General features: G+C 72.0%; 18 protein-coding genes. 2 read left to right on the top strand and 16 right to left on the bottom strand.

Going from position 1 to position 21,648, the window contains the following annotated elements; translation table 11 throughout:
• Positions 1–48 precede the first annotated feature (48 nt).
• A complete protein-coding gene (locus ADK67_RS36600; protein ID WP_053721148.1) occupies positions 49–1,602 on the top strand; it encodes a diguanylate cyclase domain-containing protein in 1,554 nt (517 codons plus the stop codon).
• Here the strand turns inward: ADK67_RS36600 and ADK67_RS36595 are convergent.
• The 5 genes from ADK67_RS36595 to ADK67_RS36575 form a co-directional block, all read right to left on the bottom strand.
• Positions 1,556–2,308: a class I SAM-dependent methyltransferase gene (locus ADK67_RS36595; protein ID WP_053721147.1), complete on the bottom strand. Its 753-nt coding sequence runs from the start codon at positions 2,306–2,308 to the stop codon at positions 1,556–1,558. The two genes, ADK67_RS36600 and ADK67_RS36595, sit on opposite strands and share 47 nt — an antisense overlap.
• Positions 2,309–2,379: 71 nt before the next feature.
• Positions 2,380–2,976 carry a GTP-binding protein gene (locus ADK67_RS36590; RefSeq protein ID WP_053721146.1) on the bottom strand — a complete coding sequence of 199 codons (597 nt, stop codon included), beginning with the start codon at positions 2,974–2,976 and terminating at the stop codon, positions 2,380–2,382.
• A 47-nt stretch (positions 2,977–3,023) separates the two neighbouring features.
• Entirely contained in the window at positions 3,024–3,446 is a 423-nt protein-coding gene (locus tag ADK67_RS36585; protein ID WP_053721145.1) for a roadblock/LC7 domain-containing protein, read from the bottom strand.
• Positions 3,443–6,619 (bottom strand): nitrate- and nitrite sensing domain-containing protein, encoded by a 3,177-nt coding sequence (locus ADK67_RS36580; RefSeq protein ID WP_082404344.1) that lies wholly within the window; start codon positions 6,617–6,619, stop codon positions 3,443–3,445. The genes ADK67_RS36585 and ADK67_RS36580 overlap by 4 nt, the downstream gene beginning before the upstream one ends.
• A 249-nt stretch (positions 6,620–6,868) precedes the next feature.
• The gene (locus ADK67_RS36575) at positions 6,869–7,891 is read right to left on the bottom strand and encodes an ABC transporter substrate-binding protein (RefSeq protein WP_053721144.1); all 1,023 of its coding nucleotides are present in this window, start codon (positions 7,889–7,891) and stop codon (positions 6,869–6,871) included.
• Between the two features lie 143 nt (positions 7,892–8,034).
• Here ADK67_RS36575 and ADK67_RS36570 point away from each other — a divergent pair, with 143 nt between their 5' ends.
• Positions 8,035–9,282, top strand: a complete 1,248-nt coding sequence (locus ADK67_RS36570) for a 4-hydroxybenzoate 3-monooxygenase (RefSeq protein ID WP_331459357.1) — start codon at positions 8,035–8,037, stop codon at positions 9,280–9,282.
• A 553-nt stretch (positions 9,283–9,835) separates the two neighbouring features.
• Here the strand turns inward: ADK67_RS36570 and ADK67_RS36565 are convergent.
• From ADK67_RS36565 to xerD, 11 genes are all read right to left on the bottom strand, one after another.
• Positions 9,836–10,717 (bottom strand): ABC transporter ATP-binding protein, encoded by an 882-nt coding sequence (locus tag ADK67_RS36565; RefSeq protein WP_053721142.1) that lies wholly within the window; start codon positions 10,715–10,717, stop codon positions 9,836–9,838.
• On the bottom strand, positions 10,714–11,520 hold the full coding sequence (locus ADK67_RS36560) for an ABC transporter permease (protein ID WP_082404330.1): 807 nt from the start codon (positions 11,518–11,520) through the stop codon (positions 10,714–10,716). The genes ADK67_RS36565 and ADK67_RS36560 overlap by 4 nt, the downstream gene beginning before the upstream one ends.
• Positions 11,517–12,284 (bottom strand): ABC transporter permease, encoded by a 768-nt coding sequence (locus tag ADK67_RS36555; protein WP_053721140.1) that lies wholly within the window; start codon positions 12,282–12,284, stop codon positions 11,517–11,519. The genes ADK67_RS36560 and ADK67_RS36555 overlap by 4 nt, the downstream gene beginning before the upstream one ends.
• A gap of 204 nt (positions 12,285–12,488) precedes the next feature.
• Positions 12,489–16,250 (bottom strand): nSTAND1 domain-containing NTPase, encoded by a 3,762-nt coding sequence (locus tag ADK67_RS36550; RefSeq protein WP_053721139.1) that lies wholly within the window; start codon positions 16,248–16,250, stop codon positions 12,489–12,491.
• A 173-nt stretch (positions 16,251–16,423) separates the two neighbouring features.
• Positions 16,424–17,170 (bottom strand): pseudouridine synthase, encoded by a 747-nt coding sequence (locus ADK67_RS36545; RefSeq protein ID WP_197289789.1) that lies wholly within the window; start codon positions 17,168–17,170, stop codon positions 16,424–16,426.
• The gene (gene scpB / locus ADK67_RS36540; RefSeq protein WP_331459356.1) at positions 17,163–17,894 is read right to left on the bottom strand and encodes an SMC-Scp complex subunit ScpB; all 732 of its coding nucleotides are present in this window, start codon (positions 17,892–17,894) and stop codon (positions 17,163–17,165) included. Before scpB ends, ADK67_RS36545 begins: the two co-directional genes overlap by 8 nt.
• The gene (locus ADK67_RS36535) at positions 17,891–18,751 is read right to left on the bottom strand and encodes a segregation/condensation protein A (RefSeq protein ID WP_082404327.1); all 861 of its coding nucleotides are present in this window, start codon (positions 18,749–18,751) and stop codon (positions 17,891–17,893) included. Before ADK67_RS36535 ends, scpB begins: the two co-directional genes overlap by 4 nt.
• Positions 18,748–19,071 carry a hypothetical protein gene (locus ADK67_RS36530; RefSeq protein WP_053721137.1) on the bottom strand — a complete coding sequence of 108 codons (324 nt, stop codon included), beginning with the start codon at positions 19,069–19,071 and terminating at the stop codon, positions 18,748–18,750. Before ADK67_RS36530 ends, ADK67_RS36535 begins: the two co-directional genes overlap by 4 nt.
• A complete protein-coding gene (locus ADK67_RS36525) occupies positions 19,068–20,042 on the bottom strand; it encodes a ParA family protein (protein WP_197289788.1) in 975 nt (324 codons plus the stop codon). The genes ADK67_RS36530 and ADK67_RS36525 overlap by 4 nt, the downstream gene beginning before the upstream one ends.
• Positions 20,043–20,163: 121 nt before the next feature.
• Positions 20,164–20,532, bottom strand: a complete 369-nt coding sequence (locus ADK67_RS36520; RefSeq protein WP_231648526.1) for an ArsR/SmtB family transcription factor — start codon at positions 20,530–20,532, stop codon at positions 20,164–20,166.
• An 83-nt stretch (positions 20,533–20,615) separates the two neighbouring features.
• On the bottom strand, positions 20,616–21,497 hold the full coding sequence (gene xerD, locus ADK67_RS36515; RefSeq protein ID WP_053721159.1) for a site-specific tyrosine recombinase XerD: 882 nt from the start codon (positions 21,495–21,497) through the stop codon (positions 20,616–20,618).
• Between the last annotated feature and the right edge of the window lie 151 nt (positions 21,498–21,648).

The raw sequence follows: 21,648 nt of genomic DNA, 5'->3' as shown, positions 1-21,648 counted from the left end.
GGAAGATGCGCGGTGACCTGATCTTCACCCACCGCCGCACACCCACCCATGACCGAGCCAGTCCGCGCCGCCGACGCCGAGGGAAGCGCTCCCACGGCGGTCGAGGCATGGGCGCTGCCGGAGCTGTTCCGGCAGGTCTTCGTCGGCTCGACGGCGGGCATCGCGATCTTCGACGCGCACGGCGCGCTGGTGGGCGCCAACCCGGCGCTGGAGGCGATGCTGCCGCCCGCGGACCTGGCGACCCTCTTCGCGGACACCCCGTTCGCCGCGGACGAGACCTCGACCAAGGTCACCGCGCACCGGCAGTTCACCGACGCGGCCGGCGAACCGATGTGGACCGAAGTGTCGCTGTCGGTGGTGCGGGACGCCGACGGCAGGCCCCGGTGGCACGTCGCCGTGGTCGAGGACACCACCGAGCAGCGGGTGCTGCGCGACTACCTGCGCCACCAGGCCCTGCACGACGTGCTGACCGGCCTGCCGAACCGGCAGAGCTTCCTGCCCCGGCTGGAGCAGGCGCTGAGCCGGCCGGGCTCCATCACGTTGTGCTACCTGGACGTGGACAGCGTCGCCATCGTCAACGACGGCCTCGGCTACGAGGCGGGCGACGAGCTGCTGAAGGTGGTGGCACGGCGGCTGACCGCGGTGGTGGAGGGCGAGAACGCCACGGTCGCGCGCATCGGCGGCGACGAGTTCGTCGTGCTGATCGAGGACTCGCCCACCACGCCGGGGATCTCGGCGCTGGCCGAGGCGATCGAGGCCGCGCTGGTCGAGCCGGTGCGGCTGGCCGGGCACGGCGTCGGCGTGTCCGCGGGCATGGGTTTCGTCCGCACGTCCGCGCGCGGGTCGGACGCGATGGCGCTGCTGCGCCAAGCGCACAGCACGCTGCGCCGCGCGGAGAGCGGCGGCAAGGGCCAGTGGGGCATCTACGACGCCGGGCAGGACGCCCGCGACCGCACCCGGTCGTCGCTGATCGCGACCATGCCCGGCGCGCTGCAGAACGGCGACATCGCGCTGGACTACCTGCCGGTCGACCGGGACGGCGACCAGGTGGCGGTGGCGGCCCGGCTGCGGTGGCACGAGGCGGAGTACGGCCCGGTGTCGCACCAGGAGTGCCTGCGGTTCGCCGACGAGCTCGGGCTCAGCGGCCAGCTGGCCGAGTGGGTGCTGGACGAGGCGTGCGCCTTCGCCGCGGCCGAGAGCCTGCCGGTGCTGGTGCGGCTGTCGCCGGACCAGTCGCGCGACCCGGACCTGACCGCGCTGGTCGCCGAGGCGTTGCGCGCGTCCGGGCTGCCGCCGGAGCTGCTGTGGCTGAGCCTGTCCGCCCGGTCCCTGTCCGCGCCGGACTCGGACGCGGCGGAGGACAACCTGACCGCGTTGGGGGACATGGGAGTCCGCCGCCTGCTGCACGACGTCACGTTCGCGCTGCCGGAACTGTCCGCTGTGGAGCGTCACGGGCTGCACGGCGTGGAACCGGCCGTGCCGCCGGGGGAAGCGTTGGCGCACAAGGCCTTGTCCGCCGTGCTGCCGCTGGTGCGGGCGGCCGGCGCGCTGGTGGTCAGCGACGGCGCCCTGCCGGAGGCGGACCTGGTCGTGCGATCGTGATGATCTCGCGGCTGGTGCCGGTCAGCGGGGTGCGGTCCCAGAAGCCGTAGCGCTCGGCCACGTCCAGCCCGGTTTCCCGCAGCAGCGCGTCGAGGTGGTCGGCGTCGGTGAACCGCAGCGTGCCGCGGTCGACGCGGGGTTCCGGCCAGTCCGGGCTGCTGAACGTCTCGGTCATCGTGACGAGCCCGTCCTCGACGCTCTCCACGAAGTGCTCGACGCGCACCCGCTCGCCGTCGGGGCCGACGATGTCGGTGCCGTTCTCGGGCGTCCACCGCTCCCACGCCCGCGCGCCGGGGTTGCGGGTCTCGAACGCGAACCGGCCGTCCGGCTTGAGCGCCCGCCGGATCGCGGTGAACTGGGCGCGGGCCTCGTCGTCGGTGAGGAAGACCTGGAACGCGTGCCCGGTCATCACGACCAGGTCGAACTCGCCGTCGAACGCGACCGTGCCGAGGTCGCCGCGGATCCACTCCACGCCCGGGTCGCGCCGCGCCTGCAGCAGCATGCCCTCGGCCGGGTCGAGCCCGACCAGCCGACCGGTGTGCCCGCTCGCGCGGGCGGCTTTGAGCAGCATCCCCGTGCCGCAGCCCACGTCGAGCACGGCGTCCGCGGCCTGCACGAGCCCGAGGTAGAAGCGGTCGTCCTCGCCGAACTCGTTGATCAGGTCGTAGTAGGCGGCCAGGTCGGGGTCCTCGAAAGCGTCTGCCACCCGCCCGAGTGTGGCCCGCACGGCGACGGGCCGCGACCGGATTTCCGGCCACGGCCCGTCGCACGGGTGGGTCAGGCGAACGTCGGCTGCCGCATCGCGTGCTGCACCAACGTGATCAGCGTCTGCTTGGTCGACTGCCGGTTGCGCGCGTCGCAGGGCACGATCGGCACCGACTGGTCGATCGTCAGCGCCTCCCGGATGTCCTCGATGCGGTGGTGCAGCAGGCCGTCGAAGCAGTTCACGCCCACCACGTAGGGCAGCTCGCGGTCCTCGAAGAAGTCGATCGAGGCGAACGCGTCCGACAGCCGGCGGGTGTCGACCAGCACGACCGCGCCGATCGCGCCGCGCACCAGGTCGTCCCACATGAACCAGAACCGGTGCTGACCGGGCGTGCCGAACAGGTAGAGGATGAGGTCGCTGTCCAACGACACCCGGCCGAAGTCCATGGCCACCGTGGTGGTCATCTTGTTGGGCGTGGCCGAGAGGTCGTCCACGCCGACGCTGGCCTCGGTCATCACCGCCTCGGTGGTCAGCGGCACGATTTCCGACACCGACCCGACGAAGGTCGTCTTGCCGACACCGAACCCGCCGGCCACCACGATCTTCGTCGACGTGACGGTCAGGCTCGCCGCGGGTGACCCCGGCCGGCCGGGAGCGCCACCGCTCATGTTGCTCTGCTTTCCCTAGTAGTAGGACCTCGCCGGGTGGTGGGACCTCAGCCGCGCATGGCGACGTGCAGCTGCGAGCGGATCTCCGGGGTGAGCTGGACGCCGACCCGCTCGACCAGTCGGGTCATCGCGTAGCCGATGAGGCCGATGTCGCAGTTCGGCGCCGCCAGCACGGCCAGGCACGAGCCGTCGCTGATGGACATCAGGAACAGGTAGCCCCGCTCCATCTCCACCACGGTCTGCTTGACGTCGCCCGCCTCGAAGCAGCGCGCCGCGCCGAGGTTCAGGCTGACCAGGCCCGACGCGACGGCCGCGAGCTGCTCGGCGCGGTCGATCGGCAACCGCTCCGAGGACGCGAGCAACAAGCCGTCCGCGGAGACCACGATCGCGTGTGCGACGCCCGCGACCCGGGCGACGAAGTCATCGACCAGCCAACTGAAGTTTTCGAGTTCCTCGGTTGCGGTGGTCACTTCTGCTCCTTGGTCTGATTGCCGCCCCTGGCGGCGGTCGTCTGGTTCCCGCCTCCGGCGGTGGTGTCCTCGAACGACACACCGTCCCACGGCATGCCGGTGTCGTCGCCCGCTTGACGGCCGAGTTGCACCCCTCGCTGGTAGGTGGCGAAGCGCTGGCGCAACCGGTCGGCGGAGCGGCGCGGCGGCGCGGCGGTCGCCACACCGGCCGACGTGGCGCCGTTCGCCGACGGCTGGGGTGCCGGAGCCGCACCGCGCGGCGAGGGCGCGGAGAGCGAGCCCGGCATCAGGCGTGCCTTGGGCACGCGCTTGGGCAGGCCGGCGGTGGTCGTGTCGTCCACCGGAGCCTTGAGCGCGCTGGTCGCCGTCGTCCAGCCGTCGTCCGCCGCCGCGCCCCAGCCGGGCGCCGACGACGCGCCGGACGAGGGGATCGCCGACGGCGCGGGCTCCCGCTTGGGCAGGCCCGCCGGGGTCGCGCCGCGCGGCTCGGGCGGCGTCGGCCTGCTCGCCGGCGCGGGCGGCGGCGTGATCAGGTCGGACCGGTCGGTGTACGCGGTCTGCTCCGACGCGGTGCCCACGTGGCCGTTGTCCGTGCCCATCAGCTCGGCGCGGTCGGCGAACATCGTCCGCTCGGACGCGGTCTCCGGCGGCACGGTGGACGACGGCTGGTGGTCGACCACCTCGCCGCGCACGACGCCGCCCTCGGCCTCGCCGCCCTGGAACCAGCGGGACAGCACGTCCTCGTAGATCGGCAGCCGCTGGGTGGAGGCGTCGTCCTCCACCGGCTCCACCACCACGACCGGCTCGGGCGCGGGGCGCGAGGGCGCGGACGGCGGGTACGAGTAGTCCGGCACCTCGTCGCCGGGCGGCGGCACGGTCTCGGTCACGGTGGCGGTGAACAGGTCGTCCACCGGGGTCTGCTCGACCTGGAAGTACCCGCCGGGCTCCGCCTCGTGCGTGTGCACGACCTGCGGTCCGGTCGAGGCGGGCAGCTCCAGCGGCGCGTAGCCGCCGGGCGCGATCTCCGGCGTCCACTTGGGCACGCCGGCCAGCACGCCGACACCGCTGTCCTCCAGGTGCGGCACGGCCTGGCGCTGCGGCAGCGCGGCGGGCGCGGGCCTGGCCGCGAGCGGCTCCGGGCCGCGGTGCAGCAGGTCCATCGGGAGCACGACCTGCGCCGTGACGCCACCCTCTATGTCGTCGTTGTTGCTCAACGTGACCCGGATGTTGTGCCGCTTGGCGAGCTGGCCGACCACGTACAGGCCCATCTCGCGGGCCACCGACACGTCGACCTCGGGCGGGTCGGCGAGCTTGGTGTTGGCCTCGACGACGTCCTGCTCCTGCATGCCGACACCGCGGTCGTGGATGCGGATCGACACCTCGCCGCGGCGGGTCTCGATGGCCCGCACGGTCACCTTGGTGGTGGGCTTGGAGAACGCGGTCGCGTTGTCCAGCAGCTCGGCGATGAGGTGCGCGAGGTCGTTGACCACGCGGCCCTGCACCTTGAGCTCCGGCGCGGGGGCGATCTGGATCCGGGCGTACTTCTCCACCTCGGACACCGCGGCGCCGAGCACCTCGGAGATCGGCACCGGCCGGGTGACGCGGCGGTTGACCGTGGTGCCGGAGAGCACCAGCAGGTTCTCGCTGTTGCGGCGCATCTGGGTGGCCAGGTGGTCCAGCTCGAACAGGCTGGCCAGCTGGTCGGGGTCCTGCTCGTCCTGCTCCAGCCGGTCGATGACGGTGATCTGCCGCTCGACCAGCGCCTGCGAGCGCCGGGACAGGTTGATGAACATGTCGTTGACGTTCGCGCGCAGCGCCACCTGCTCGACCGCGAGGCGGACGGCTTCGCGCTGCACGGCGTCGAACGCCCGCGCCACCTGGCCGACCTCTTCGGTCGTGTTGATCGGCACCGGCACCAGCGCCTCTTCCGCGGCGCGGGCCGGGTCGCGGTGCGTCCGGATCCGCTTGATCGCGTCCGGCAGGCGGTTGCGGGCCACGTCCAGCGCGGTGCGGCGCAGCACGCGCAGCGGCGTCAGCATCGAGCGGGCGACGAAGGCCATCAGGGCGAACGCGATCACCAGCGCCACGGCGACCAGCGCCGCGTCACGCCAGGCGGACGCGCGGGCCGCCTCGGTCAGGTCGATGGACGCCTGGTCGGCCTGCCGCTCCAGGTTCTGGGACACCTCGCGCAGCAGCGCCGCGGTCTGCTCGCCGACGGCCATGACGTCGCCGTCCGAAATGGACACCTCGCCGGCCTCGGCCTGCTGCACGAGCGCGAGCTGCACGAGGCTGTTGCGGGCGTCGACCGGCGTGCCGGTCACGGTGTCCGACAGCAGCTGGCGGTTCTCCTGGCTCGCGGTGACCGCGAAGTCGGCGAGCGCCGCGTCCAGTCGGGACTGCGCCGCGCGCAGCGCGTTGGCCTGGCCGGGCGCGAACTCGCCGCGCTTGGCCGTCGACAGCAGGATCGAGTTCTGCTGCGTCAGCTGCTCCTTCGCGGAGTAGAGCGCGAAGTTGGCGCCGGCCAGCGGGGTGATCGTCTCGTCGCTCAGGCTGCTCACGGTCGCGCGGTGCACCTGCGCCAGCGCGGCCAGCACCTGGCCGTAGGCGCTGTGCACCGAGATGTCCGGGTACTTGGTGGTGCTCACCGTGTTCCGCAGCGCGTTGAGGCCGTCCAGCGACTGCAACGACTTCTGGAACGCCTCGCGCACCCCGTCGTTGACGCCGGTCGTGGAGGCCGCGACGTCGCGCAGCCTGCCGACCTCGGTGTCGACCTTGCTGGAGCGCGCCGTGAACTCGGGGCTGTTCTCCACCCGGCCGGCCGCGACGAACGCGACCGCGGCGTCGCGTTCCAGCTGCAGGGCGTCCGACACCGCCGCCACCTGGGCGGACAGCTGGAGCTCCCGCTGGACCTGGCCGAACAGCTCCACGTCGTCCAGCTGGGTGTTCAGCCTCAGCCCGGCGAGGGTCAGCGTGCTCAGCGCGGGCACCAGGAGCACCACCGCCAGCTTGCTGCGCAGGCGCCAGTTCCGCAGGCGCCACCGGGACACTCCCCGGTCGCCGGGCACGGCGCCAGTGCTGGGCCCCGAGTCGGGTGGACCGCTTCCCGCGGCACCCGTGTCGAGTTGAATCCGCTCCGGATCTCTCCCGGAGGCGTGGTCGTCGTGACCGCGCACCGTCAGCACACTCCCCAGCCCGGTGAAACGACACTTCCCTACAAACCCGGTGGATCTTGGTGGAAAAATCCGCCGAGTCATACCGCCGTTCGGACGAGGAAGCCGGTAGTTTGCAAATCAACCATTGTCGCGCGGACCACACGTGGACGCGCTAAACGATCGCTAACCGGCGTTCATGGTTATTTCATGCCCTCGACCCGAGCGGGAAACACCCGAGGGGGAGCCCGGCGGACGGGCTCCCCCGTCGGATCAACCTGACGAGCTGACCAGCATCGGCTTGACGTCGAAGTCCTTCTCGAGCAGGCCGTAGGTTCGCATCAGGCCCGCCACGCGCTGCAAGCGGGTGGCGTCCAGCGTGGTCGGGAACTCGCCGAAGTGCACGAGGCTGGCGGTTTCCTTGTCGACCTTCGCGTACTCGACCAGCAGCGGCTCGACCGTGGGGCGGTCCGCCGCGTCGCGCTGGCCCTTCGCCATCGCCCGCTGGAACGCGGCGACGGTGTTCGGGTTCTCCTTCGCGAACTTGCCGGACGTGGCGTAGCCCGCGATCGGGATGTCCGCCGTCGGGCCGGACGCCGCGTCGAGCACGGTGATCTGGCCGCTGGTGCGCTGCGCCCGGCTGATGAACGGCTCGACCATGAACGCCGCGTCGACCGCGCCGTTCTGGACCGCGGCTTCCATGTCCCCGAACGGGAACTCCTTGAACGTCACCTTGGCGGGGTCGACGTCGTTGGCTTCCAGCGTGGCCTTCGCGGTGAGCTCGGCGATGTTCTTGAACGTGTTGATCGCGATCGTCTTGCCCTCGAGGTCCTTGGGCGACTTGATCGGCGAACCCGCCTTGGCGAGGATCAGGAACATCTCGGGCTTGGCCTGGTACCCGTCGCTGACCAGCTTCAAGCCGTCGACGGCCTTCGCGGCCCCCTTCGACTCGGCGGTGAAGAACGACACCCAGTTGCCGAACGTGAAGTCCAGCTCGCCGTTGATCAGACCCGGGATGGCCACCGCGCCACCCTGGAGGTACGAGACCTCGACTTCGAGGCCCTCCTCCTTGAAGTAGTCCTTCTTGATCGCGACGTGGACCGACGCGACGTCGAGGATGGGCAGCAGACCAAGCTTGATCTTGGCCTTCTCGACCTTGCCCGGCGCAGCGGCGGCGTCGGTGGGCTTCTCCTCGGAGCCACCGAGCAGACCGCAGCCGGAGACGACGGCGAGCATCGCGACAGCGGAGACAACGCCGAAGATCCTTCGTGCCGAGAGGCCGACTCTTCGAGACATGGGGGGCATCTCCTGTTGGAGTGACGACTTTGCGGGGGCAGGATGCACGAGCGACAGGGGCACCGCGGAACCACTCAAAGTGACACGAGTGGTTCGGCAAGACCCCAGTCGACCGACACTCGAAGGCTGATCCACTACCTTCGGTGAGCATCTTTGCACAGGCTGTCCAGAGGTTGGGGTATGCGGTGAGCGATCTTGACGCGGAATGGGCCGTACAGAGCAACCGGCGCCCGGTGGGCATCGTCGGAGCGGGCCCGGCGGGATTGACCTTGGGGAACCTGCTCCGCGAGGCCGGAATCCCCTGCGTGGTGCTGGAAAAAGGCACCCGCGACTACATCGAGACCCGGCCGCGCGCCGGGGTGCTGGAGCACCGCGCGGTGCAAATGTTGACAGAGCACGGGCTCGCGGACCGGTTGCTCCAAGAGGCGGATAGGCATGGCGCCTGCGAATTCCGCGTGAACGGCGAGGCGCACGAGGTGGACTACGCCACCCTGTACGACGGCCAGACGCACTACATCTACCCGCAGCAGGAGGTCGTCCAGGACCTCGTGCGGCACTACGTCGACGAGCGCGGCGGTGACGTGCGGTGGGGCGTCACGGAGGTCGAACTGTACGACATCGAGTCCGCCGAACCGGCTCTGACCTGGACGAACGCCGACGGCACGCGGGAGCGGCTCGACTGCTCGTTCATCGCGGGCGCGGACGGGTTCCACGGCGTGACGCGGCGCAGCATCCCGGCGGGAGCGGTGCAGGAGTTCACCCACCAGCACGGCATCGAGTGGCTGAGCATCCTGGCCGAGGCGCCGCCGTCCACGCACAAGGTGATTTATGCGCTTCACCCGGACGGATTCGCGGGTCATATGCTCCGCAGTTCGACGGTTTCGCGCTACTACCTCCAAGTGCCGGTGGACGACACCGTGGACAACTGGCCGGACGAGCGGGTGTGGGCGGAGCTGCACAAGCGGCTGGCGCTTCGGGACTCGGACTGGAAGCTCACCGAAGGGCGCATCGTCGAGAAGCGCATCCTGGACATGCGCAGCCACGTCATCGAACCGATGAACCACGGCAACCTGTACCTGCTCGGCGACGCCGCGCACATCATCACCCCGGTGGGGGCCAAGGGAATGAACCTCGCGTTGCACGACGCCGAGGTGCTCGCCGACGCCCTGACGCGCTACCACCGAACGGGTGATGAGACGGGGCTGCGGAGCTACTCCGAGGTGTGCCTGCGGCGCGTGTGGCGTGCGCAGGAGTTCTCGCAGTGGATGGTGTTCATGATCCACCGGTCGCCGGAGCCGTTCCTGAGCCGGTTGGGTCAAGCCAGACTCGAACACCTCATCGCCTCGCGGTCGTCCGCGGGCTATTTCGCCCAAAACTACGTGGGGCCCTAGGCAGAACACCTCACGATTAGCGGGGCCCTTTCACGGGGGAACACCCCGCGGTGACCGCGGTGCACCGACGCCTTGTTCTCCGCCACGGCATTCAGGCATGCCCGACCGGAGAACAAGGCGATGACCGGACGTGGTCGCCCGCACATTCGAAGTTCCGCTGAACGCGCCCATTCGCGACGGTGGCCCGCGGCATTCGCCGCCGATTCCGTTCGACGGACGGCCGAACGCGCCGGACGACATCTCCCCGGCGACGCCCCGGACCCGCCCGAATCACCGGCGGAATATTCCGCCGAGGTGCCCGGAAATACTCTCGGCGCACACGCCGCGTGATCAAGCGGCGACGGCGTGGTGATCATCCGGAAGCCCGTCCCGCGGCGGGAAAGATGTCGAATCGTTGTGAACGATCCCCATCGAAACCCGCGCCCGAAACCCGCGCGGAAACCGCTCCCGGATAGCCGCGCACGACAACGGGCGACCCACGGCGCCGGCCCCTGAGAGGGCCGACGAGCCGCGGATCGCCCGTCCGGCGTTCCTTATGCCCTGAGAGGGCGGATCAGGTCGTGGCGCGGTCCTCCGCCTCGGCGCGCGAGGCCTCCGCCCGCTCCGCCTCGGCCCACTTCGCCGCCTGCTGCTCGTTCGCCTTGCGCCGCGCCTTGACCTCCTCGGAGGTCTTGCCGACGTTCAGCAGCCGCGCCACCTCGCCGCGCAGCGCGACGAACGCCTCGGACTCGCGGGTGGTGATCTGGTCGCGCTGCGCGGGCAGGTCGACCTTGAGGTCGGCCACCACCGACGCGGGCGACGTGGAGAGGACCAGGATCCGGTCTCCCAGGTAGACGCTCTCGTCGATGTCGTGCGTCACCACGAGGACGGTGGTGTCCTGCTCGGTGCGGACCTTCAGCAGCAGGTCCTCCAGTTCGAACCGGGTCTGCGCGTCCACCGAGGCGAACGGCTCGTCCATCAGCAGCAGCGCGGGCCGGTAGGCCAGCGCCCTGGCGATCGCGACGCGCTGCTGCATGCCGCCGGACAGCTGCCACGGGTACTTGCGGCCCGCCTCCGACAGCCCGACCCACTCCAACGCCTCGGCCGCGCGGGCCCGGCGGTCGGCGCGGCCCAGGCTGCGGCGCAACGGGAACTCGACGTTCTTCTGCACCGTCAGCCAGGGGAACAGCGAGCGGCTGTAGTCCTGGAACACCACGGCGAGGTCGTCGGGCACGCCGCGGACCTCGTCGCCGTGCAGGCTGATCTCGCCGCGGGTCGGGCGGATCAGGCCGGAGATGGTGCGCAGCAGCGTCGACTTGCCGCAGCCGGACGGGCCGACCACGCACACCAGCTCTCCGGTGCCGACGGTGAACGACAGGTCGGCGATCGCGGTGTGCGCGCCGTCCTTCGCCTGGTAGGTGTGGCCGAGGTCGGCCACTTCGAGCATCGCGGTCATACTGCTTTTTCCTCCACCGTCGCGGGGGTGCGCTCCTGCTTCGGTTGCCACGCAAGGGCTTTGCGCTCGAAGACGAGGAGCACGGTGTTGAGGGCATAGCCGAGGACACCCAGCAGGATGATCCCGGCCCACATGTCGGGGAAGTCGAACTCCCGCTGTGCGACGAGGAGTTGCGACCCGATCCCGTTGTCGGTTCCGACGAGTTCGGACACGACCATGAGCACCAGCGACAGCGACAGGGAGACCCGCAACCCGGCGAAGATCTTCGGCGCCGCTGAGGGCAGGACGACACCGAGGATCCACTGTGGCTTGGGGATGCGGAACACCGCCGAGGTCTCGAACTTCGTGGCGTCGACGGAGCGGGCGCCGTCGATGCTGTTGAGCAGGATGGGCCACAGCACGCCGAAGACGATCGTGGCGAGCTGCATGGTGGTGCCGACGCTGAACACGAGCAGGAACACCGGCACCAGCAGGGGCGGCGGGATGGAGCGCATGAACGTCAGCAGCGGCCCGACGTACTCCGCGGCCGCCGGCGAGCGGCCGAGCGCGACGCCGAGCGAGATGCCGACGACGGCCGCGATGCCCCAGCCGGCGAGCAGCCGGCCGATGCTCGGGAACACGTGGTCGAACACCGTGTCGGTGAGGAAGAGGTCGCCGGCCGGGCCGGAGAACCACAACCCCTGCGCCGCCAGGGCGATCTCGGACGGCCGCGGGAAGAACGTGTCGTCGGCGTACCAGGTGGCCAGCTCCCAGACCACGACGAGGCCCACGAACACCGCCCACCGCTGCAGGAACCGGTTCACGACCGACCTCCGGTGACCGAGCTCCAACCGACCCAGCGTCGCTGGGCGCGGTCCAGCCCCTCGTTGAGCAGGTAGCCGATCACGCCCGCGACCACCGTGCCGGCCAGGACGATGTCCATCCGGCCCGTGCCGCTGCGCGCGATCGCGATGTACTGCCCGATGCCGCCGGAGCCGCCTTCCAGCAGCTCCACGCTGACGACCACGACCAGGCTCGTCGTGGCGGCGAGCCGGATGCCGGTCAGCACGAACGGCAGCGCGCTCGGCAGCGAGACCGACGCCAGCACGCGCACCCGGCCGGAGCCGAACGCGCGCGCGGTCTCGACCAGCAGGGGGTCGAGCTCGTCGAGCGCGTAGATGGTGTTGAACAGGATGGGCCAGATCGCCGCGTACACCGCGAGGGTGATCTTGGTTTCCGGTCCGAGGCCGAGCAGCAGCACCGCCAGCGGGATCAGCGCCACGGACGGGATGGGGCGCAGGAACTCGACCACGGCGCGGGTGGCGTGCCGGACGGACGCCACGCTGCCCAGGACGAGGCCGAGCGGGACGGCGATCCCGGCCGACAGCGCGATGGAGATGAGCACGGCGAGGACCGTCGCGACGACGTCCCGCAGGAAAGCCTCGTCCCCCAACAACTTCACGAGCTCCACCGCTACGACGGACGGCGGTGGCAGGTACTCCGGAGGAACCAGCCGGGACCGGCCGAACAGCTCCCAGATGACGAGGAACCCGGCCACACCGAGCAGTCCTCGGGTGAGCGCACGCACGCGCAAACGCCTCTTCCCAGTTGATCAACCCCAGCCAACCCGGCTCAATCTAGAGAGTGAAGTCCTCCGCCACAATGAGTGGCGGTAAAACTTCAGGATGTGATCTTGCAAATTGCTGTCAGCGGACGCTGAAGCGACCCGTGCGGGCGGACGAGGCGCCCCGTCGAGCGCCGGAACGCGCGGCGGAGGCCGCCGGTCACGGCACTAGGACCGGTCGCACGGCGGGTCGTACGGCAGGTCGGGGAAGTAGCCCGCCCACTGCCCGCCGGTGATCCCGGGGTGGGCGGTGGCGCAGATCCGGTCCACCACCGCGTCCAGGTCGGTCTCCCAGAACCGGAGCACCGAGTCGCCCGCGCTGACCAGCGTGTGCCGGTCGTGCGCGAACACCGCCGAGTTGGCGCCCGACGAGTGCGCGGCGAACACGGCCGACTGCCGGGCGGGCCCCTCGCCCGCCAGGTCGTACAGGCGCAGGTCGCCGTCGGAGCCGGCGAGCACCAGCAGGTCGTCGACGGCGGCGGCCGCGCGCACCGCCGACCCCAGCGTCTCGACGGAGGCGAACCGCACCGGCGAGTCCTCGTCGTCGGCGTCGCCCCTCGGCTCCGGGTGCCGCCACAGCACGGCCTCGCCGTTCGCCTCCACCGTCACCAGCCCGCCGTCGGGCACCGCCGCCAACGCCGTCGGGTACCGGATGTCCAACCCGTCGCGGCGCCGCCGCTCGGGCCACATCGGGACGGTCGTGTCCCACTCCTCGACCGACCCGCCGAGCTTGGTGACCACCAACCGGTTCCCGCTGTCGTCGAACGCGAGCGCGCCGGTCGGGACCTCCGGGTCGAACTTGTCGGTGAACTCGGCGGTCTTCGTCATGGTCGCGACGTTCCACAGGCGCGTGGCGCCGTCGGTGCCGCCGGTGGCGAAGTGCCCGTCCTTCGGGCTGAACACCACGATCCGCGCCCGCCCCGCCTCGCCGACCAGGTCGGGCGAGGCCAGGCTGGTGGTCCGCCACACCCGCACCCGTTCGTCTTCGGCGACGGTGACCAGGTGCTCGCCGTCCCGGCTGAGCGCGGCGGTGCGGACCCGGCCCGGGTGCGCGGTCAACGGCCAGGCGGTGCGCGGGCCACGCGGCTCGGAGATGTCGACGAGCCTCAGCACGCCCTCGACGTCGACCGTGGCGGCGAGGCCGCGGTCGGCGGCGACCACGACCGAGCGCAGCGCCGCCGGGTGCGCGACCGGCAGGTCGGTGAGGTCGGTGAGCCGGGCGGACCGGTCGCTGCCCGCGGTGACCAGGGCACGTCCCCCGGCGGCGAACGCCACCGCGGTGACCGCGGCGAGGTGGCCGTCGAACGCGGCGGCCTCGACCGGCAGGTGCCGGTCGGTGACGTCCCACAGCCCCGCGGACCGGTCGTCGCCCGCCGTGGCCAGCACCCGGGCGTCCTCGTTGAACGCCAAGGCGCGCACGCCGGCGCCGTGCCTCAGGGCGGCGGTCTGCCGGGCGGCCCCACCCCGGTCGGGGACCTCCCACAGCCGCACCACCCGGTCCTCCCCCGCCGTGGCGAGCACCCGGCCGCCGTCGCCGACCGCCAGCGCGGTGAGCACGCCGACGCCGTCGACCAGGACGCCGGACACCCCGGTGGCCAGGTCGACCGCGTGCACCCGGTCGCCGGAGCTGACCGCCACCACGTGCCCGGACAGGAACGCCACCTCGGGCGACGACGCGCCGGTCGCCGGCACCTCCGCCCGCACCCCGCCGGCGGCCAGGTCCCACGCCCGCGCCTGACCGGCGGCGAACCCGGCCACGAGGTAGCGGGCGTCGGGCGAGAACGCCAGGTCCAGCGTCGGCTCGTTCGACAGGTCGCTCAGCCGGTGCACGATCACGGGACGGCGGGGGTCCGTCACCCGCCACACCACGATGTAGTTGTCCTCCGCGCCGGCGATCCACTTGCCGTCGTCGGAGAACGCCAGCACCTTGGCCATGCTCAACCCGGTCAACTCGCCCACGTGCTCCGGGTGGTGCGGGTCGGCGATGTCGACCAGCCGCACCTCCTGGGTAGTGGTGTCGTCGACGACGGCGAGCAGCGAGGCCGCCGCGCTGACGGCCATCGCGCGCACCCCGCCGACCCGGGTCGCGTACGGCTCGGCGAACGCGGCGAACAACGCGTCCCGCGTCTCCGGCAGCGGCGCGAGCCGGTGCGCGGCCAGCGTGAGCTGCAGCGACAGCGCCGGGTCTGCGTCACGCAGCGCGGCGGCCTGGGTGATCACCTTGTGCGCCAGCGCGATGTTGCGCTGCTCGGTCGCGGACCGCTCGGCGTTGAACGCGAACACGATCGCGCTGGACGCCAGCACCAGCAGCACGGCCATCACCGACACCAGCTGCCGCAGCCTGCGGGTGCGGCCGTGCTCGATGGCGCGCACCGCGTCGTCCGCGGCGATGCTCGCCTCCAGGAACCGGATCTCGCCGGGCGTCAGCCCGCGCGTCCCGTCGACCCACTCGCGCACCAACGCCAGCCGGGTGCCCCGGTACAGCGCGCCGGGGTCGCGGTCCAGGGTCTCCCAGGTGTGCGCGGCCTCGGTCAGCATCCGCTGCACCCGCAGGCCCGCCCGGTCCTCGGCGATCCAGTCCCGCAGCCGCGGCCAGTTGCGGATCAACGCCTCGTGCGCCAGCTCCACCGTGTCCCGGTCCAGCACCACCAGCCGGGCCTGCGCCAACGCGGCCAGCACCTCCGCGCCGTCGCCGCCGGGGTGGTCCACCTCGTCGCGGGCGACGCGGCGCTTGGTGTCCTCGGTGCCCTCGCCGACCGCGATCAGCCGCAGGAACACCTGCTTGGCGACCAGCTGCCGGGCCGGGCTCATGGCGGTGTAGACGTGCTCGGCGCTGCGCGCGATCGAGTGCTCGACCCCGCCGACCTCCTCGTAGCCCGCGAGGGTCAACGCCACGCCGCGCCGCCGGCGCCACGTCTCCAGCAACGCGTGCGACACCAGCGGCAGCACCGCGGGCTGGCCCGCCGCGTCCGCGACCAGGCGCGTGACCAGCGCGGTCTCCACCTTGCAGCCGACCGCGACGGCGGGCGACACGATCGCCTCGCGCAGCTCGTCCGCCGCCATCGGCCCGATCAGGACGTGCCCGCCGCGCAGCGCCTCCACCAGTTCCGGGTACTGGCCGCAGTGGCCGAGGAAGTCGGCCCGGACACCCAGCACCACCCGCGTGCGGCTGGTCGGCGCGGACGTGGCCGTGGCCAGCGCGGCGATGAACGCGGCCCGTTCGGCGGGGTCCTGGCACAGCGTGAAGACCTCTTCGAACTGGTCGACCACGATCAGCAGGTCGTCGTCGCCGCCGACGAGCGCCTGCCGCACCCGCAGGTGCAGGTTCTCCGGGTAGGCGGCGAACTCGGCGGCCAGCGCGGGCGCGTCCCGGTCGATGCGCGCGGCGACCCGCACGGCCAGCTCCTCGACCGGCCGCGGGCCGGGCGTGAGCACGACCGCGGGCCGGCTCCACGTGGCCACCAGGCCGGCGCGCAGCACCGACGACTTGCCCGAGCCGGACGCGCCGAACACCCCGGCGAACCGGCGCTGCGCGACCAGGCCCAGCAGCTCGCGCACCACGCGGTCGCGGCCGAAGAACCGGTCCGCGTCACGCACCTGGAACGCCGCCAGCCCCGTGTACGGCGCCTCGGTCGCCCCCGGCGGCGTGCGCGGGTTCGCGTCGGCCACCCGTTCGGCCAGCGCCCGCCAGCGCGACTCCCACGTCACGGCGTCACCGCCGCAGGCGCGCACGTACGCCAACGTGACCGCGAGGCTCGGCAGCTTCCGGCCGTTCGCGGCTTCCGACAGGGCCGCCGGCGAGTAGTGGGCGTCCCGGGCGAGCCGCCGGTAGGTGGGGCTGCCCGCGCGTTCCCGCAGGGCCCTCAGGTCGGCGGCGAACTCGCCGAGGTCACGGCTGTCCGCCCGTAACGGGCCCTCCGGTCTGGCCATCGTCGCCCTCCCCTTCGACGAGGGCGATTGTTCAGAAAAGCCTGTTCAGCGTCCACGCGCTGACACTGAACAACCCGTCTGCCGTAGGAATGGCGGTGGAACCGCGTACGGGTTCCGCAGGGGGGAGGGGCGCTTGGTGGTGAAGGGGGACTCCACCAAGCGCCTGCCCCCGGCTACAGCCCGACGGCCTTGTAGAGGGAGCCGACTTCCTGCCGGTTGAGCACCCGCATCGAGCCGGGGCGCTGGTTGCCGAGGCGCACGTCGCCGACGGCGGTGCGGACCAGGTGCTCGACGGGGTGGCCGACGTGGTCGAGCAGGCGGCGCACGATGTGCTTGCGGCCCTCGTGCAGGACCACCTCGACCAGCGCCTTGCCCGGCATCGACGAGATCAGCTTGAACGAGTCGACCGCGATCGGGCCGTCCTCCAGCTCCACGCCCGCGCGCAGCCGCTTGCCCAGGTCCTTCGGGATCGGGCCGGGCACCTCGGCGAGGTAGGTCTTGGTGATCTCGTAGGACGGGTGCATCAGCCGGTGCGCGAGGTCGCCGTCGTTGGTCAGCAGCAGCAGGCCCTCGGTGTCGGCGTCGAGCCTGCCGACGTGGAACAGGCGTTCCTTGCGGTTGTGCAGGTAGTCGCCGACGCACGGGCGGTGCGCGTCGTCGTGCATGGTGGACAGCACACCGCGCGGCTTGTTGAACGCGATGGTGACCACGTCTTCCTTGAGCACCACGCGCACGCCGTCGACGTGCACGACCGCGGTGTCCGGGTCGACGCGGCGGCCCTGCTCGCGGACCACCTCGCCGTCGACCTGGACGCGGCCGAGTTCGATCAGCTCCTCGGCGACCCGCCGCGAGGCGATGCCCGCCTTGGCGAGCACCTTCTGGAGCCGGATCCCCTCGGGGTTGTGGTCCTGGTCAGACATCGTCGATCGCATCCACTTCGGGCAGGAGGGGGGCGATCGGCGGCAGGTCGCCCAACGACGACAGCCCCAACCGCTCCAGGAACAGTTCGGTCGTGCGGTAAAGGATGCCACCCGTGTCGGAGTCCGTGCCCGTCTCGGCGATCAGGCCGCGCGCGACGAGCGTGCGGATGACACCGTCCACGTTCACCCCGCGCACCGCCGCGATCCGGGCCCTGGTCACGGGCTGCCGATAGGCGATGACCGCGAGTGTCTCCAACGCGGCCCGGGTGAGCTTGGCGCGCTGCCCGTCGAGCAGCAGCTTCTCCACGAATGGCGCGAAGCGGTCCCGAGTGTAGAACCGCCAGCCGTCACCGATTCTACGCAGGTCGATGCCGCTGCCCTGCTCGGTGTACCGGGCGGCCAGCCGGTGCAGGGCGGCCGTGACGCGCTTCACGGACTGGTCGAGCACGCCCGCGAGCTGCTCCTCCGCGATCGGGCTGTCCACGACGAGCAGGATCGACTCCAGCGCGCCGTCGAACTCGGCCTCGTCGGAGAGGTCCGGCAGCCCGCCCGCCTCGGCCTCGTCGTCGGGCACGTCCGGGCCCGCGACCGCGGCGGGTCCAGGCACGTCCGCGACCTGCGCGAACCCGGGCACGGCGACGTCCTGCTCGAACCCGGCCGCGACCGACTCCACCGCCACGTCGGGCCCGGTGGGCTCGGCGCCGGTCGCTCCGTGGTCGCTCACCCGTACTCCTCGTCCTCGTCGCGGGCGTGTGCCTGCGCCTGTTCGATCGTGCCGCCGACCCACGTGATGCGCAGCTCGCCGAGCGGGTCCGGCTGCTCGAAGGCCAGCGACTGCTCCCGGTACAGCTCCAGCAGCGCCAGGAACCGCGCCACGACCTCCATCGTCTCCGTGCACTCGGCGATCAGCTCGGCGAACGTCGCCGTGCCCGCCTCCGCCAGCCGTGCCCGCAGCATGTCCGCGTGCTCGCGCACCGACACCCGGTGCTGGTGGATGTGCGACGTCGACACCGTCGGCGGCGGCTTGGGCCGGAACACGACCGCGGCGATCTCGCTGAACCGCCGGGCGTCCACCCCCAGCATCACCTCGGGCAACAGCCCCTCGTACCGCTGCTCCAACGCCACCGACCGCGGGTAGCGCCGGTACGCGCCCCGCTCCAGCTCCGCGAACAGCGCCGCGACCTGCTTGTACGCCCGGTACTGCAGCAGCCGCGCGAACAGCAGGTCCCGCGCCTCCAGCAGCGCCAGGTCGTCCTCGTCCTCCACGTCGCCCGAGGGCAGCAGGCGGGCCGCCTTCAGGTCGAGCAGGGTCGCCGCGATGACCAAGAACTCGGTCGTCTCGTCCAGGTCCCACTGGTCGCCCAGCGCCCGGATGTAGGCGATGAAGTCGTCGGTGACGGTGTGCAGCGCCACCTCGGTCACGTCGAGCGTGTGCTGCGAGATCAGCTGCAGCAGCAGGTCGAACGGTCCCTCGAAGTTGGTCAGCTTGACCTTGAACCGGCCGTCGCCCGGAGCCTCGGGCTCCACCGCCTCGACCGGCGCGGCCACTTCGGGTTCGGTCTCGGGTGCGTCACCGCTCACTGCTCGCGCAACCTACGCACCAGCAGCGAGTCCCCGCCGTGCCCTTCGAGGTCGTCCAGCACGATCGCGATCGCCTCGCGCACCACGCGGCCGCGGTCGACCGCCAGGCCGTGCTCGCCGCGCAACGCCAGCCGCGCGTGCTCCAGCGCCAGCAGCTCCTCGTCGGACACGTACACGGTGATCTTCGTCGAGTGCTTCTGCCGCCCGGTGCCGCGCCGCTGCGCCGACGGCTCCTGGGCGGGCACGTCGGCGTCGGCGGCAGCACCGGTCGTGAGGCGGAACAGCTCGGACGCGCCCGGCAGTGATGGGCGTCGGGTCACCGGGCGATCACCTCGCGCGCCAACGCGCGGTAGGCCTTCGCGCCCGCCGAGCGCGGCGCCCAGCTGGTGATCGGCTCGCCGGCGACGGTCGTCTCCGGGAACCGGACGGTGCGGTTGATCACCGTGTCGAACACGACGTCGCCGAACGCCTCGACCACGCGCGCCATCACCTCGCGGGAGTGCAGCGTGCGCGGGTCGTACATGGTGGCGAGGATCCCGGTGATCTCCAGCTTCGGGTTCAACCGCTCCCTGACCTTCTCGATGGTGTCTATCAACAGGGCGACCCCGCGCAGGCTGAAGAACTCGCACTCCAGCGGGATGAGGACGCCGTCAGCCGCCGCGAGGGCGTTGACCGTGAGCAGGCCGAGCGACGGCTGGCAGTCCACCAGCACGTAGTCGTAGTGCTCGATGACCGGGCGCAGCGTGCGGACCAGCGTGTGCTCCCGGCCCACCTCGGAGACCAGCTGGATCTCCGCGGCGGACAGGTCGATGTTGCTGGGCAGCAGGTCCATGCCCTCGACCGGAGTGCGCATGATCACGTCGTCCACGCCGACGTCGCGCTCCATGATCACGTTGTAGATCGTCTGGTCGAGCTGGTGCGGGTGCACGCCGAGGCCCACCGACAGCGCGCCCTGCGGGTCGAAGTCGACCAGCAGCACCTTCCGGCCGTACTCGGTGAGCGCCGCGCCGAGGTTGATGGTGGACGTGGTCTTGCCGACCCCGCCCTTCTGGTTGCACACCGCCAGGATCTTCGCCGGGCCGTGCCGCGCGACCAGCGGTGGGTCGGCGACGAAGCGCAACGGGCGCCCCGTCGGCCCGATGTCGCCCGCGACCTGCTCGGTCGCGTCTTCGTCCGCGGGTGCGGCGTGCGGGGCGAGGCTCAGCTCGACCGAGGCGCGCGGCACACCGGACGGTGGCGGGGGTGGTGGGGGTGCGCCCCACGCCTGACCCGCGTGCTCCGGTGTCGACATCGCCTTCCCGATTCCTAGTCCTCTGCCTGGGCGCAGCCTAAGCACACCGGGGTCCACCGGCAACGCGCCCCGCCGAAGCGCGGCCGATCGTTCTCAGCGCGTTTCCGGCGCCGGCGTGGGCTCAGGGCGTCGCGCCCGCCGGGGCGTCCGCCCGGTCGGCGGGGTGGCCGGCGGCGTTGCGGCAGTGCCGCTCGGCCGCGCGGAGCACCACGTCGAGCAGTCCGGGGAACAGCTCGTCGAGGTCGTCGCGGCGCAGCGACACCCACCGCTGGTTGCCGCGGGCCCTGGTGCGGGTGATGCCCGCTTCCCGCAGCACGCGCAGGTGCTGCGACAGCGTGGACTTGGCGACCTCCACCATCAGCGCGCCGCACAGGCGCTCGCCGTCGGATTCGATCTGCCGCACCACCGCCAGCCGGGTGGGGTCGCTCAACGCGTGCAGCACCGCGCCCAGCTCGATCTCGCTGCGCTCGGGCTCGTCCAAGTTCGGCACCGGGTCGGCACCTCCAGCTCGTCGGGCTCGTCGGGACTGGGTGGGCCCCCGATCGGGCGAGCGACACGGTACCCGTGGGCCGCTCATGTTCCACCCGCTGCGCGAGGATGGGCGGTCGCATAGACCTCGCGCAAGGTGTTGACGGTGACCAGTGTGTAGACCTGCGTCGTCGTCACGGAGGCGTGACCGAGCAACTCCTGCACCACGCGCACGTCCGCGCCCCCTTCCAGCAGGTGGGTCGCGAACGAGTGCCGCAGCGTGTGCGGCGAGACCTCCGCCGCGATGCCCGCGCGTTCGGCCGCCGTCTTCAGCACCTGCCACGCCGTCTGCCGGGTCAACCTGCCGCCCCGGGCGTTGAGGAAGAGCGCGGGCGTGCCGCGCTTGGCCAGCACCGGGCGGGCTCGCACGAGGTAGGCCTCCAGCGCCGCGAGCGCCGGGCGGCCGACCGGGACGATGCGCTGCTTGCCGCCCTTGCCGTCGAGCAGCACGGTGCGTTCGGCGGCGTCCACGTCGTCCACGTCGAGCCCGACGACCTCGGAGATCCGCGCGCCGCTGGAGTACAGCAGCTCCAGCAGGGCGCGGTCGCGCAGGTGGGCGGGGGTGTCGGTGGGGCCGTCGAGGAGCTTCAGCACGTCGTCGACGGGCAGTGCCTTGGGCAGCCGGCGCGGCGGTGTCGGCGGGTGGACGGCGCGGGCGGGGTCGTGCGCGGTGATGCCTTCGAGGTGCGCGAAGCGGTGCAACCCCCGGACCGCGACCAGGGTGCGTGCGGCGGAGGAGGCGGCCAGCCCGGCTTCGCGCAACGTCGCCAGGAAGTCGCCGACCAGTGCCTCGGTGACGTCGGCGAGGTCGTCCACCCCCTTGGCCGCCAGGTGCGCGGCGTACCGGCGCAGGTCCCGGCCGTAGGAGTCGAGCGTGTTGCGCGCCGTGCCCCGCTCGACCGCCAGGTGGTCCAGGTACGCCCTCATCGCCCGCGCCGCCGGGGTCGCCGCGTCGAGCACCCGCCCTGCCTGCGTCCCCACCTCAGCCCCACCCACCACCGGGCCCACCGCCTCAGCCTCACCTGCCGCCTGGCCCGTCGTTCCAGCTTCACCTGCCGCCGCGTCCACCGCCCCAGCC

The organism is Saccharothrix sp. NRRL B-16348, from assembly GCF_001280085.1.
In the GTDB taxonomy this organism is placed as follows: Bacteria; Actinomycetota; Actinomycetes; order Mycobacteriales; family Pseudonocardiaceae; genus Actinosynnema.
Note: the sequence above shows the minus strand (reverse complement) of the source record. Positions and strands in the feature narration are given on the sequence as shown.